We start from the raw sequence: 14534 nt of genomic DNA, 5'->3' as shown, positions 1-14534 counted from the left end.
GGGATGGATGTATGACGGACTCTGCGCAGACCCGTGCCGAGGGCAATAACGCAGTGGTGACCGTTGCCGACGTGCGTGCGGCGATGGACGCGGCCTACCCGCCGGCACTGGCGGAGAGCTGGGATAAAGTTGGCCTGATCTGCGGTGACCCGCAGGATGAGGTGCGTCGCATCGCGTTGGCGCTGGACTGCACTGACGAGGTTGCAGATCGCGCGATGGCCTCCGGTGCTCAGATGCTCGTTGTGCACCATCCGCTGCTTCTGCGTGGTGTGAATTCCGTGGCGGCGGATACACCGAAGGGTCGGATTATTCATAAGCTGATTCGGGCAGGTGTAGCTCTTTTTGCAGCGCACACCAACGCTGACAGCGCCCGACCGGGTGTCAACGACCAGTTGGCCACGGTGCTCGGAGTTGAACCGGGTGCGCCGCTAGCTCCGCAGCCGGCTCCCGGCTTGGATACCTGGACAGTGAAGGTTCCGGCAGATCACGTCGATAAGGTCGCGCAAGCCATGTTTGAGGCGGGCGCGGGCACTATCGGCGACTACGACAGCTGTGCGTTTCGCATTAACGGCCGCGGCCAGTTCCGCCCGCTGAGCGGGGCGAATCCCTTCATCGGTGCCGAGGGGCAGATTGAGTATGTCGAGGAAGTACGCCTGGAGATGGTCGCGCCACGGTCCGTGCGCGCGGCGATTGTCAAGGCTCTCGTTGCGGCGCATCCGTATGAGGAGCCTGCCTTCGACATCGTGGACAATCAGGCTACCGGCTTGGATCCGCAGCAGGCTGTGGGCATTGGACGAGTGGGCACGCTGGATACGCCGATGCCATTTAAGGACTTCGTCGCCCGTGTGGCTGAGCGCCTGCCCGCAACGGCATGGGGCGTGCGTGGCGCAGGCGATCCGGAGCGGATGATTCGCACGGTTGCCGTCGCATCTGGTTCAGGTGACTCTTTCCTGGACACTGTGGCAAAGATGGGCGTCGATGCGTTCGTTACCTCTGACCTGCGGCATCATCCTGTCGATGAGACACTGCGGACCGCGGACTTCTGCGTGGTGGACACGGCTCACTGGGCCAGCGAGTTCCCCTGGTGCTACCAGGCCGCAGACATGCTGGCCGAGAGGCTCGGGGTCGCGACCGAGGTCCTTGAGGTGCGCACCGATCCCTGGACAGTGGCAGAATCGTCGACACAGGCAAGGAAGTGAAGACCATGAGGCTTAGTCCACAAATCCAAGTGGCGATGTTGGAAAAGGCGGAAAACCAAACTCTGTTGGATGGGCTCACCGCCCGCCAGAACGTTCTGCCCGAGCGTGCCGAGTTGCAGGAGCTGCGCAAAAAGCACAGCCGTCAGGCCAGTGAGGCAGCGCGCTCCAAGCTCAGCGCCTCCGATATCGGCCGCGATATTGCCAAGCTGGAATCGGACATCAACAAGCTGAAGGCCCGCGAAAAGGCAGACCGTCTGTCGCTCGGTGCCGCAGAAGACGCATCCACGCGCCGTGACCTCGAACACGACCTGCGCTCCACCAAGCGGCGCCGCGAACGCGCTGAACAGGAACTCCAGCAGTATGAGCGCATGCAGGAGGCCTATCAGGTCGACGCTGAGCACGAATACGACGCCGATGAGGCGCACGATGACATCGTCGCTGCCAAGCAAAGGCTTAACGACGCCGAGGTTGACCTCATTGCGCGCATTTCCATCGCTGAGACCCGAATCGAGGAGGCTGACAAGCTTATTGATGGTTCGGCAGCCAAGCTTTACCGTCGTCTAGCGCTTGCTAATGGAATCCCCGTTGCACGCCTGAACGGACGCACCTGCGGTTCCTGCTTCATGGAGCTCGATGTCGGAACCGTGCATGAATTCACCACGCTCGCGCCGGAAGAAGTGACGTTCTGTCCTGAATGCGGCGCGATGATTGTGCGTGCGGAAACGCTGGGAGCGGTGAAAGGCAAGTAGATGAGCCAGGCTGCAGACAAGCGCGATAGCGCGCCGGGCTGGACGGGGGCGACTACGGATCCCACGCGGTTGGTGCTGCTGCGCCATGGGCAGTCGCCAATGTCGATTCGCCGGGAGTACTCGGGAAGCCGTTCGAACCCCGACCTGACAGAGGTGGGCAGACAGCAAGCGAAAGCGGCAGCACGTCACCTGGCGGCGCTGGTCGATAGCGGCAACATGAGTTTCTCGGCGATTGTGGCCTCTCCACAGCGTCGTGCACAGCAGACAGCAGAGGCGGCAGCCAAAGCGCTCGGGCTGGACATCCACGTTGAAGAGGATCTGCGCGAGACCGACTTTGGGCAGTGGGAGGGCATGACTTTCTCCGAGGCTCACAACGCCACCCCTGAGCTGCACAGTTCCTGGCTTGCGGATCCGGCCGTGGCGCCACCGGAGGGGGAGGATTTCCCTACCGTCGATAGCCGAGTGAGCGCCGCGCGTGAGCGCATCGCTCAACAATTCGGTGCCTCGGATGTGCTGGTAGTCAGCCATGTCACGCCAATCAAGTCGCTGCTGCGCCAGGGGCTCGGCTGCGGCTTTGAAATCTTCACTCGCCTGCACTTGGACCTGGCCAGCCTCTCCATCGCGGAGTTTTACGCAGATGGGCCGACATCGGTGCGGCTGATTAACGACACCAGCTACCTGCGTGGTTAGCAGCCGAGCACGGCGGGTTATTTGAATTGCGGTTGTGGCGGGTACACTAACCATTCGAGCGAGCCGGCCGGGTGATCGCGGCAGTTAACGGAACCGGACGCCTCTTTTACAGAGTGTGTCCAGGCCGCTGTCGAGGAAAGTCCGGACTCCACTGGGCATGGTGGTTGCTAACAGCAACCCAGGGTGACCTGCGGGAATAGTGCCACAGAAAATAGACCGCCGGGCGCACAGCCGATGTCTTTGACGTAAAGCTGTGGAGATCCGGTGAGGGTGAAAAGGTGCGGTAAGAGCGCACCAGCGGGGCAAGTGATTGCACCGGCTAGGTAAACCCCACCAGGAGCAAGGCAAAATCGCGCATGCTTCGTCGTGCGCGTGCGCGAGTGTTTGAGGGCTGCCCGTCCGATACTCGCGGGTGTGCTGCTTCAGGCTGTCAGCAATGGCAGACCGAGATGGATGATCGCCACCCGGCGCTTTCCGAAAGGAGCGCCGAGGGACAGAATCCGGCTCATAGGCCGACTCGTTCACACAAGCTCTATTACTCGACCACCGCGCCGGCTGCAGTGTTCTCCACACGGATGGTCTCGGAACCGCCGTCGTTAAGCGCGGAGGCAATCCGATCGGCGTCGTCGACGTGGGACCACATCACCAGCGACGCACCCGGGCATGGCGCACAACGGGCAATCTTCTCGCAGTCAATGGTGTCGGTCAGCTCGGCAATCTGCCCCAGCACAGAGCTTGCCGACGGCGCGGAGCCACGCTCACTGACATCGCGCGAAACCCCTGCGATGGCTGCTTGAATATCGCTGTGACGGATGTGGCCGATGACTGCGCGGGCACGGTCGGAGGATGCGTCGGCTTCGTCAAGCCACTGAATGGCACGGCCGATGGTCGGGATGTCTTCGTCGTCCGGGTGCACCTCGTGACGAGCACGCACCCAGTCCGCGACCCGCTCCTGTGAGTCGGGGAGGCTAGCGAGAGTCGGCACGCCAAAAGCGGCGCAGGCTTGCTGGAAGAACTCGTAGCGCTCCTCGTCGGGCGAACCGCCGGTGACATCGGGGGAGTAAGCGACAGTCAGCGCCAACGACTGCGGGAACGCCGTCTGCGTGACTGCCTCATCGGAGTGGTTGATGCACAGTAGGCTGTCCGGGCGGCTGCGCAGCGCCGTGGTGTAGGGGTACAGCGGCCACGACTGTCCCTTAATCTGCACCATGGTCTCGTGGATAGCGGTGGCAATACGCGTGCGGGTGGGCACATCATCGCGGTCGCCAAAACGCGCATTGAGAGCCAGCGCGAGAGCACACTGAATTGCCGGAATCTCTCCAAAACCGCGACCTGGCGCGATGGTGGAGGCAATGGTGACCTTCAGGCCGTTGCTGTTGCGCGGAACGAGATGCAGCGAGTGTTGCAATGCGACAATGGCAGCCGCGACAGCGGTCGGCACCTGAGAAAAAGCGGCGGGGACGCTATCCGGGAAATCCATCTTGGTAGTTTCGCGCTTGTACACGACAACGAGCTGCTGCTCGTCAATTTCCTCGATGCCGACCGCAGCATAGGCCGGAATGGCGGTGGCTAGGAGCATGCCGCCGGAGGACGCGCAGTCCTCACCCAACAGGTTGATGGAACCCGGGGCGTATGCAACTGAAGCATTAGAACCGACGGCATCGAAGACGTCGTTTACGACAGCGGGTGCGGCGGGCATGGGTGAAACCTCTCCAGAGATCGGACTCATAGTGCTGGTGTGCAGTGTTCGCGTTCAACGCTTGTGTTCTAAGGTGAACAATTCCGTCGATAATACCCGGGTCGGGGGACAGTGACAAACCTATATACTGGGATTTTATGTCGCCGCAGCGCACATGGCAGGCAAATGGTTGCCTCTCTGCAAGTTTGCTTATGTGTGGAGTTGGCGGTGACAGAACCGCTTGATAACTCGACAAGTTCTCGATGTGGAAGAGGAGAAAAATCGTGAGCGACAACAGCAGTAAGTGGTACTACCAGCCGTCGACGGGCACGGTGTTTCAGGGAAAGAAAACCGGTTGGGACGACCGAATGGGCCCCTACGATTCCGAAGAGGAAGCCCGCGCTGCCATGGAAAAAGTCGCCGAGCGCAACAAGGCGGCCGACGACTGGGATGAAGAAGATGACGACTGGGGAGTAGCTGAAAAATAAGGCTCTACGCCTTTAGGCCTTCTTGCCCTTCTTAATCTTCTTCTCCATCTTGCGGAAGGCCTTGAAAACCTTTGCCACGGCATCGTCGTACTCAGCCAGGGCCTTCAGGCCGTCGTAGTACTCCATCTGGTAAAGCACGCCGTAGCCGAAGGTGTCCCTGCCCGCACGGGAGGCACGCTTAGCGCGAGCCAGCACGAAGTCGCGCGCAGTACAGGTGTCCTGGAAGTCACCGAGAACCGACTGCAGGTTCTTGCAAGCAGCGTAGAGCTTCTCGGTCGGCAGGTCCGCGTTCTGAGCAGCTTCCGCGCTGTAGCGGAGCTTCTTCGCAGCCTTGCGGACATCGTGGTAACGCTCGTCCAAATCTGCCTCTGGCAGGTCAGCATCCTCGCGGCCATCGAGTACCAGGTTGTGGCGACGACGGAACTTCGAAAACGCGCTGCGCAGGTGATCAAGCAGCACCGCAGTGGTGTCGAGTTCCTTCGGTGCCGCTACCTTCTCCGGCTCGGCCTTGTCTGAGGTCGTGGAAGCTGCTGCATCGGCGGCAGTATCAGCCTCAGCCGCGACCTCGGAACCAGCTGCCGACGTATCCTCGGAGTCTGCGTTCTCCGCGCCGTCGACAAGCGATTCGTCCTTCTTCTTAGACTTCTTTTCCCCAGCCTCGGCCTCGTCCGCATTTGCGGCAATTGGCGGATTGGCGAGGAACTCATCGAGATCGTCGAGAAGTTGCAGGTACTCGCTTGAATTGAGTGCGAAAATGACGCGCTGATGAGCGCGGTCGTAGTCCTTCTGGACATCCTCGACGAGATTCGCACGCAGCTCCTCGCCCAAAGCGGCGCTTTCGCGATTGGCCAGCAGCTCCTCCCAGCGCATAGCGACGACCTCAGCGTCACGAGCCACGCCGAGAACACCCGCCAGCTGCTTGAGGTTGCCCTCCAGTTCAGCGACCTTATCGCCCACAACAATGCCGTGGAAGGTCTGCATATGACTGCGCAGCTCACGAGTGGCGACGCGCATCTGATGCACCGAGTCAAACTCATCGCGGCGTACCTTCGGGTCGTACTCGACCATCTTGGCCACGTTAGCGGCCAGCGCATCGACCACAGTGCGCCCCGGAGTACCCTTCGGCAGCTTCGCTGGAACCGGCGGCAGGGGAGCGGAGTCGATGGAGTCACCCAACGCCGTCGCCAACTTCGAAGGGCTTTCCGACGGCACGGCGCCAGCCACCTCAGCGACCTTGGACATCGCTGCCATTACGGCCTTACCGTCCGGGTGATTTGCCCAATCCCCGAGCAGCTCAATCTCCCACTCACGCCAAGTAGTGGTTTCGCCGCCATCGAGGAAGGAAGTCGCCGTGACGTGATCATCCGCAAACTCCGCCATGGGCGTGCCATCGAGGGCAAACACCGTGGTGACGTGGCGCTCATTGTCTACCTGCGCGATTGGTTGCAGCGGGTGATTGCGCACAATTGCGCGCACGGGGGCAAGCAACTCGGTAGGCACGATGTAGTCAGCATCGCGGCCTTCACCGTTAACAGAGCCCTCTTCCAGGCCAACGCCATATTCGAGGCGACCGCCGGTACCCGGCGCCTTCAGATGCCACCCCTCATCGGGGCCGCCCGTGCGGCGACGCAGAGTGTGCTTGGACCGGGTCAGACGCAGGTCCGCCGTGTCCAGGTAAATCGCGGAGAGATTTCGCACCTCAGTGGTGGTGGAGCCAACCTGTGGAACGAAATCGAACGATGGGGCTACCACTTCTGGGGTAGCTGAGAACTTAGATTCCACCTCCAACGCCGCAGTTGGAGTTTTGGACTTAGAACCAGACTTAGATGCCATAACCACTAATCCTACCCCCGAATCGAAGAGCTAACCCGAGAAGTTCTGCGCCTCAGTAGGGAACTCGCGGGAGTGCACCTGGTCGACATACTGCTTCGCTCCCTTGGTCAGCATCTCGCCGACCTCTTCGAACACCGAACTAAACGACGGCCTGCGGCCATCGGCCGGAACTGCAAAGGCATCCTGCCAGACGAGAACCTGGCCATCGCACTGGTTACCAGCGCCAATGCCACAGGTTGGGATGGATAGCTCGCGGGTAATCTCGGTGGCCAGATCCGCAGGCACCATCTCAAGGACCACGGCCGCGGCACCAGCATCGGCTACCGCATGGGCGTCGGCACGCAGCTGGTCCGCCCCCGCACCGCGCCCCTGGACCTTGAAACCGGACAGCGCGTTGACGGACTGCGGGGTGAAACCGATGTGCGCCATGACCGGAATGCCGGCGTTGACCAGCGCACGGATGCGCGGGGCGATACGCACGCCACCTTCGATCTTGATCATGTGTGCGCCGGTTTCGCGCATCATCTTCGCGGCGGACAGCACGGCCTGCTCATCGGAGGCCTCGTAAGTGCCGAAGGGTAAATCGGCAACCACAAGTGCGTTGCCAGCGCCCCGGACGACACCGCGAGCAAGCGGGATCATTTCTTCCAGCGAGATCTCGGTGGTGGTGTCGTAGCCGTAGACAACGTTTGCTGCAGAGTCGCCGACCAACAGCAGCTCGACACCGGCGGCGGAAAAAGCGCGCGCGGTGGAGTAGTCGTAGCAAGTCAGCATTGCCCAGGGGCGAGACTCAGCCTTCCATTCGGCCAGATTATTCAGACGAATCTTTTTTCCGCTCATGTCAATAGAGCATGCCATAGTCACCCGCAATTCGAGGCCACGAGGGCAGCGGTTATGACACGGGCGCGGCAGTTGGCTAGCCACGCCGGATGGTCAAAATGTGTACCGCGAATCCGGGCACCTGGGTAACGTTGGAAAGTATGAACAGTCAGCAGGAATTCGTCCTCCGCGCAATCGAAGAGCAAGATATCCGTTATATCCGCCTCTGGTTTACCGATATTTTGGGGTATCTGAAGTCCGTTGCCGTCGCACCGGCTGAGCTCGAGGGCTCCTTTGAAGAGGGCATTGGTTTCGATGGCTCCGCGGTGGAGGGCTTTTCCCGCGTTTCCGAGGCTGACACTATCGCGCAACCGGATCCTTCGACGTTCCAGGTCATGCCGCGTCTGCATAAAGAAGACACAATCACGTCCGCGCGCATGTTCTGCGACATCGTCATGCCCGATGGTCAGCCGTCGTGGGCAGATCCACGCCAGGTGCTGCGCCGCCAAATTAAGGCGCTTGCCGACGAGGGCTTCCACGCGTTCATCCACCCGGAGATTGAGTTTTTCCTAGTAGAGAGCCTGGCTACTGATGGAAAGCCGCCGGTGCCAACGGACAATGGCGGTTACTTTGACCAGGCGGTCTACGACCGCGCACCCCGCTTTCGCCAAGAAGCGATCACGGTGTTGGAAGACATGGGAATCCCTGTGGAGTTCTCCCATCACGAAAATGCGCCGGGTCAGCAGGAAATCGATCTGCGCTACGCCGATCCGCTGACTATGGCGGATAACGTGATGTCTTTCCGCTACATCATTAAGCAGATCGCAATGAAAAACGGTGTGCAGGCGACATTCATGCCGAAACCTTTCCAGGATTTGCCGGGCAATGGCATGCACACTCATATTTCCCTCTTTGAAGGGGACACTAATGCATTCCACGACCCGGATGATGAAAACCAGCTCTCCGACACCGCAAAGGGTTTCATTGCCGGCATTCTGACTCACGCCAGCGAAATTTCCGCTGTGACCAATCAGTGGGTCAACTCCTACAAGCGCACGGCATTTGGCGATGAGGCTCCGACGTCCGCGACATGGGGCATGGCCAACCGCTCGGCTCTCGTGCGTGTGCCCATGTACTCACCGGGTAAGGCACATTCGCGCCGGGTGGAAATTCGTTCCTTGGACTCGGCCTGTAACCCGTATCTTGCTTACTCGGTGATTTTGGCCGCCGGTTTGAAGGGAATTAAGGAGGGCTACCAGCTTCCGGAGCAGGCAGAGGACAACATCTCCGAGTTGACCAAGCGGGAACGACGTGCGATGGGCTACCGCGATTTGCCGACATCCCTGGAGGTGGCGCTGCAGGAGATGGAACGCTCCGATCTGGTGGCCGATGCTCTCGGTGACCATGTCTACGAGTTCTTCCTGCTCAATAAGTGGCGCGAGTGGCGCGAGTTCCAGCGTCAGGTGACGCAGTGGGAGCTGCGCACAACTCTGGATTACTAGTTTCCCCGTACCGCCCCCTTCCTTTTTCGTCTTTAATTTGTTTTTGGGTGACCAGTTTCAATGGTGATGAATCGACCTCGCACATCTCGCCAATCAGTGCCGCGGCCCGCAGCGCTGGGCTTGCGTAATGACGATCGGACGCGGGCTGACCTGGAAGATTTGGGGTGGTACAACGAGGAGTCCCTACATCTGTTGTGGGGTCTTGCCGGAGCCAGCGACCCCAAGCTGGCGCTTATGGCGCTAGTGCGGCTGAAAGGCGCTCTCGACGAGCTGGAGCAGCAGGGAAAGCTGGAGAACTGGGCCACCTGGTCCGGTCTCGATGAAGCCATGCGCGAGCAGGTGCCGCTACGTACGCGTATGTTTGCGCTGCTCGGCGGCTCGAGTGCACTGGGCGATCACCTGGTTGCACACCCAGAAAAGTGGGTTCTGCTCCAAGCTGAGTTTCCAACTGAGGCAGACATGTTCCGCGAGATGCTCTCCAGCGTCGGGGCTGTGCCCGAGGTCATCGAACTCACTGATGAGGCCAGTCTGGAAAAGCAGGAGGATCCCGAGTATCGCAACCCCGTCGTTGCGCCCGCCACGCTTGAAGGCCCCGGTTTGTACCGTGCGAAGCTAACCGGCCGTGAGGCCGAAGTTGCGATGCAGTGCGCCTACCGCGACTTGATTATGCGTATTGCGTGCTACGACTTGGCTGGCACGTACCCACGGGGCCCTCGCCGTCCGGGACAGCCACAAGTCCCATTCCGTCAGGTCTCGGAGGCACTCAGTGATCTGGCTGATGCGGCGTTGACGGCTGCACTCTCTGTCGCGGTGCAACAGGTCTTTCCTTCGTCGCCGGTCTCAACACGCCTGGCCGTAATCGCCATGGGCAAGTGCGGTGCGGAAGAGCTGAACTACATCTCCGATGTGGATGTCATTTTCGTCGCAGAGCCGGCGGATGCCCGAGCCACCCGTTTGGCCAGCGAATTTATCCGGATTTCTTGCCACTGCTTCTTTGAGGTCGACGCGAATCTCCGACCGGAGGGTAAGTCGGGTGCACTCGTACGCACCGTGGATTCCCACGTCGCCTACTACAAGCGGTGGGCTGAAACCTGGGAGTTCCAGGCGTTACTGAAGGCGCGGCCGATGACAGGCGATATCGAGCTGGGCCGCGAATACATCGATGCTCTAGCTCCGATGGTGTGGACCGCCTCTCAGCGGGAATCCTTCGTCGATGATGTTCAACGCATGCGCGCCCGTGTGGTCCAAAACGTCCCCGAAGAGCTTCGCTACCGAGAGCTCAAGCTCGGTCGCGGTGGTCTGCGTGATGTCGAGTTCGCGGTGCAGCTGCTGCAGCTGGTCCATGGTCGCTATGACGATAGCCTCCGCGTGCTGCCAACTGTGATGGCACTCGACGCACTTGTCGAGGCTGGCTATATCGGTCGCGAAGACGGTGCCGCGCTGATTAACGCCTACGAGTTCGTCCGTCTGCTGGAGCACCGCCTGCAGCTGCAAAAGATGCGGCGGACGCATTTGTTGCCTGCCGACGACGACACCGAAGCTCTTCAGTGGCTCGGTCGCGCCTCTGGCATCGTCGGTGAGGGCGGCACCGATGCCAGCAAACCGCTGGCCAAGCAGGTTCGACTGGCCAGCTCACAGATCCGCTCCCTGCACAACAAGCTTTTCTACCGTCCACTGCTGAACTCCGTGGTGGAGCAGGACATTGGAACCCTGCAGCTATCGGCCGATGCGGCAAAGCGCCAGCTGGCCGCGCTGGGCTATCAGTACCCGGATCGCGCCTACGAGCATCTTTCTGCGCTGGCGGCGGGCACCTCGCGCAAGTCGCGTATTCAGGCGATGCTGCTACCGACGCTGATGGAGTGGCTATCGTCGACGCCAGACCCCGACGCGGGTCTGCTCAATTATCGCAAGCTCTCTGAGAAGCTCCACGACGAAACGTGGTTCCTGCGTACGCTGCGCGATGAGGGCGTCGTCGGCCAGCGGTTGATGCGGGTGCTCGGTTCTTCGCCGTACGCGTCTGATCTGATTATGAGTGCGCCGGACGTAATTAAACGGTTCGGCGACGGCGCGTCCGGGCCGAAGCTACTGAATACCGACTCCGATGCAGTCGGGCGTGCGCTGGTCGCAGCGGCTGCTCGTCACAACAGTCCAGCTAAGGCCATTGGTGTGGCACGTGCGTTGCGCCGTGCAGAGCTCGCGCGCATTGCCTCCGCAGATCTCTTCGGACTGATGGATGTGCAAGAGGTCTGTCATTCTCTGTCGATGGTGTGGGACAACGTACTCGAAGCTGCCCTCGCCGCCGAAATCCGTGCGTGGTCGCTGGAGCATCCTGACTCGGAGGTCCCGGGCATTATCTCCGTAATCGGTATGGGGCGACTCGGCGGTGCTGAACTGGGCTACGGCTCCGATGCCGACGTGATGTTCATCTGTGAACCCCGCAAGGACGCCGATGGAGCGCCGCTTGTCGACGATTCCGAGGCGGTCAAGTGGGCAACCAGGATTTGTGACTCGTTGCGTCGTCGGCTGGCAAAGCCAAGCCAGGACCCGCCATTGGAGGTCGACGTGGACCTGCGCCCAGAAGGACGCTCGGGCCCGATTGTCAGGACCCTGGATTCCTATGTGACCTACTACGAGCGCTGGGGTGAAACCTGGGAGATTCAGGCACTGCTACGGGCTACCTGGATTGCCGGCGACAAAGACCTGGGCACCCGCTTCCTTAAGGCCATCGATCCGCTGAGGTACCCACAGGGCGGAGCTGATGCCAAGATGGTCCGCGATGTCCGTCGTATGAAAGCGCGTGTTGATTCCGAGCGACTGCCTCGCGGAGCCGATCGCCGTACCCACACCAAACTCGGTTCCGGTGCACTGACCGATATCGAATGGACTGTGCAGCTGCTAATCATGCTGCATGCCCACGAGGTGCCGGAGTTGCACAACACGTCGACGCTGGAGTGTCTGGAAGTGCTGAAAGACCGCGGAATTCTAGATGCGGAGGATACCGACGCACTTCGGGATGCCTGGCTGATGGCGACGAATGCTCGCAATGCGCTGGTGCTCACCCGTGGTAAGCGCACGGATCAGCTGCCCCAGCCGGGGCGTCAGCTGACTCAGGTCGCCGGTGCGGCGGGGTGGGAGGCATCGGATTCCAACGGTTTTATTGAGCACTATTTGCGTCTGACTCGTCACTCCAGCCGTGTCGTCAATCGTGTGTTTTGGGGTGAGGAGAACCCCGACCACGAGTAGGCCGGGCAGAGGTCTGCCGCACCTCGCTGCGAGGCTCAATATGTGGCAGCGGGGTGCAGCCTTTGTCTTAGCACGGCGACCGGGCATAATGGTGGGCTATGGAACGCAACGTCGATTACTCGGTACGCCCTAGGTATGAGGATTTCATTCTCAACCTCGATGGCACTGACCTGCGTTTTTTATTGAGCCGCACGTGCCCAGCCGCTGATACCTCAGCTGCTGGGCAAGAGGCGGTGGAATTGCTGATGTCACAGGATTCAGCGCATACGGCGCTGTCTTTTTGTGATCCCGATGTTCTCGATGTGGCCCACTTGGTTCATATTCTGGAGGATTCCGCATCGCTGGATACCCTCACAGAAGTGGCCTATTGGGCATCGGATGCGGACGTGATGGCGCACGATACGCCGAAGGGCGTTGACCGCAAGCGTCGTCGCGTCGGCAAGCAGCAGCTTGAGCATGTGCTACGCCGTGGCCAGCGCCAGGGGCTCGTGTGGGAGGAACCGGCGGGCGTGTGGCATGTGCCGCCACATATTTCGGAGGTGTTCCCGGCGGAACCGAGCCTTAGCTTCCGCGTCGCCGACTTAGTGGCGAATATGCCAGCGGATGTGCTGAGTCGCCGTATGGAGCGCATGGGGCTGGAGCCGGATAACGCGCCGGGAGAGGGCACACCGCGAGCCCTGAACGCCAGCGATTTAACGGTGCGGAATGTGCAGGCTCGCCAGGTGGAGCTCATTGCAGGCTTCCTCTGCGATCCGGTGAAGGTGCGGGCTCTGGTGATGACAGCTCCGGTGGATATTCGCAATGAGCTGCGCTGGATGGCAACCGACGAGAAGTACTTGCCCTCCTATATGTGGTCTGAACTACGTGCCGACGCGGTGCGCTGGGCCGAAGAGCGTCTGCTGCTGACTGTGCTAGAAGAACCGGCGATGCCGACATTTGAGCAAGAATCGGAAGCACGCAACGAATCGACAGTGGTTGCCCGCCTGGTGGGCGCAGTCGCGTTGGCGCTCAAGGGCGACATGTGGTCGATTCGTAAGCCGCATCCGACGGAGTCTTTCCCGGCAACGCTGGAGTCAAAGGAATTGACCGAAGCTTCGGTGGCTGCGGTGGCGTTTGCTTCGGCGTTTATGGATGCTGCGGGCAGCGGCGACGGACGTCTGAAGGACCCGTTGCACATGTATGAGGAATCGAGCCTGCTGTGGATTCAGGACTTCGCAGCGTCAATAGGGGCGAGTGCTTTCGCGGCGCCCTGGATTGTGGAGATGCTGGTCAACGCGGGATTGATTCACGCTGACAGCGGGCATCCGACGCCGCGCGCACTGCAGTACTGGTACAACGCTGATGCCTCGACCCGATGGGCGTATCTCGCGGCGGGCTTCCTCGTTGGTCGCGGTCCGTGGCACGGCGAGTTTCCGTGGGTGACCATGGGCGTCGATGATCTGTCGCATGCCACCCTTGCCTACGGCTACCCGTATGCCGCGCGTGAAGTAGTGTCACTGGCCGCGCAGCTGGAGGAAGATCAGAAGTTCTATGGCTGCTGCGTCGAAGGGCATATGGCTTGGAATGTCGACAACCTCTGCGCTCGCAATGGCGCCGATGGGGAAGCGATGGTCGGTTGGCTGCTGGAGCAGGCCGGCATCTTGGGTATTCTCTATCATGGGCACGCCTCCTGGCAAGCCATGGCCATCATGTATGCCTTGCACGACATCTGGCTGACTGATCAGCACGTCGGTGCTCAGCGCATGGCCGAACTCATCGCTGAGTATGCCGCTGGCCAGGTGCCGACGGCGGAGGCAGTCCAGATTGCCCGCCTGTTCAAGGATGCCGCACCTAACGAGCGCCTGGCTGCCACATTGGATGGCGTCGCCAGCAACCAGGTTGCCCTCGCGTTGGACTTCATCGGCGACCGCGAAACCTGCGCGGAAACTTCTCGCTGGATTATTTCCGAGGAGAGCCTGCGTCGCGCTTGCCTCGCGGTTGACGGCGACGTCGATGTCCTGTTTTCCCAGCTGGGGCCACTGGTCAATAGTTCTATGAAGCTGGTCATCTACGCCGAGCTAGTCCGCATTACCAAGACCGAGAAGCTGCAGGAAATGTATGAGCGTGAGGCCGTAGCATCAACGCCTTCGCTTGACGACGTCCCGGAGAACGCAGCCTCCGAAACTGACACCGGTGAGCGCGCTTCCCATGGTGCTCAGACCGATGGCAGCGAACGCACGGCGGATAGCGGCCGCGCAGACTCCTCTGGGCGATCGGAGGACTCGGATGACTCGGAGGGACTGGAAGGACCAGAGCAGCTTTCGCTGTTCTAGCCGCTCCGTCTCTCGACTTCC

Annotated in this window: 9 protein-coding genes, 1 other RNA gene and 1 pseudogene; 8 read left to right on the top strand and 3 right to left on the bottom strand. The window is 60.8% G+C overall.

Annotated elements, in window-relative coordinates:
- The first annotated feature begins 11 nt into the window (after positions 1-11).
- The 4 genes and pseudogenes from QP977_RS02490 (at position 12) to rnpB (ending at position 3162) form a co-directional block, all read left to right on the top strand.
- Positions 12-1199: a Nif3-like dinuclear metal center hexameric protein gene (locus tag QP977_RS02490; RefSeq protein WP_187406592.1), complete on the top strand. Its 1188-nt coding sequence runs from the start codon at positions 12-14 to the stop codon at positions 1197-1199.
- Positions 1200-1204: 5 nt separating this feature from the next.
- Positions 1205-1948, top strand: coding sequence for a zinc ribbon domain-containing protein (locus QP977_RS02485; protein ID WP_049189597.1), 744 nt, complete (start codon positions 1205-1207; stop codon positions 1946-1948).
- 24 nt (positions 1949-1972) lie between these two features.
- A pseudogene (locus QP977_RS02480) lies at positions 1973-2638 on the top strand (histidine phosphatase family protein); the annotation flags it as partial.
- Between the two features lie 59 nt (positions 2639-2697).
- Positions 2698-3162: RNase P RNA component class A (gene rnpB, locus QP977_RS02475), an RNA gene on the top strand.
- Between the two features lie 11 nt (positions 3163-3173).
- On the opposite strand, the gene QP977_RS02470 is transcribed toward rnpB, so the two are convergent.
- Complete coding sequence (locus tag QP977_RS02470; protein WP_049170173.1) at positions 3174-4337, bottom strand: galactokinase family protein; 1164 nt, start codon at positions 4335-4337, stop codon at positions 3174-3176.
- A gap of 263 nt (positions 4338-4600) precedes the next feature.
- Between QP977_RS02470 and QP977_RS02465 the strand changes: the two genes are divergently transcribed.
- Complete coding sequence (locus QP977_RS02465) at positions 4601-4804, top strand: SPOR domain-containing protein (protein WP_016423068.1); 204 nt, start codon at positions 4601-4603, stop codon at positions 4802-4804.
- A gap of 12 nt (positions 4805-4816) precedes the next feature.
- Here QP977_RS02465 and QP977_RS02460 read toward each other — a convergent pair whose 3' ends face one another.
- The gene (locus QP977_RS02460) at positions 4817-6637 is read right to left on the bottom strand and encodes a CYTH and CHAD domain-containing protein (protein ID WP_049189595.1); all 1821 of its coding nucleotides are present in this window, start codon (positions 6635-6637) and stop codon (positions 4817-4819) included.
- 30 nt (positions 6638-6667) lie between these two features.
- On the bottom strand, positions 6668-7477 hold the full coding sequence (gene panB, locus QP977_RS02455) for a 3-methyl-2-oxobutanoate hydroxymethyltransferase (protein WP_224783789.1): 810 nt from the start codon (positions 7475-7477) through the stop codon (positions 6668-6670).
- Positions 7478-7617: 140 nt separating this feature from the next.
- Between panB and QP977_RS02450 the strand changes: the two genes are divergently transcribed.
- The 3 genes from QP977_RS02450 (at position 7618) to QP977_RS02440 (ending at position 14513) form a co-directional block, all read left to right on the top strand.
- Entirely contained in the window at positions 7618-8958 is a 1341-nt protein-coding gene (locus QP977_RS02450; RefSeq protein WP_005511085.1) for a glutamine synthetase family protein, read from the top strand.
- A gap of 60 nt (positions 8959-9018) precedes the next feature.
- Positions 9019-12201: a bifunctional [glutamine synthetase] adenylyltransferase/[glutamine synthetase]-adenylyl-L-tyrosine phosphorylase gene (locus QP977_RS02445; RefSeq protein WP_049189593.1), complete on the top strand. Its 3183-nt coding sequence runs from the start codon at positions 9019-9021 to the stop codon at positions 12199-12201.
- Between the two features lie 98 nt (positions 12202-12299).
- On the top strand, positions 12300-14513 hold the full coding sequence (locus QP977_RS02440; RefSeq protein ID WP_049189592.1) for a hypothetical protein: 2214 nt from the start codon (positions 12300-12302) through the stop codon (positions 14511-14513).
- Positions 14514-14534: the final 21 nt, after the last annotated feature.

The organism is Corynebacterium sp. MSK012 (assembly GCF_030232435.1).
Taxonomy (GTDB): domain Bacteria; phylum Actinomycetota; class Actinomycetes; order Mycobacteriales; family Mycobacteriaceae; genus Corynebacterium; species Corynebacterium jeikeium_D.
The sequence above is the reverse complement of the archived record's forward strand: the minus strand, read 5'-3'. Positions and strand labels throughout refer to the sequence as shown.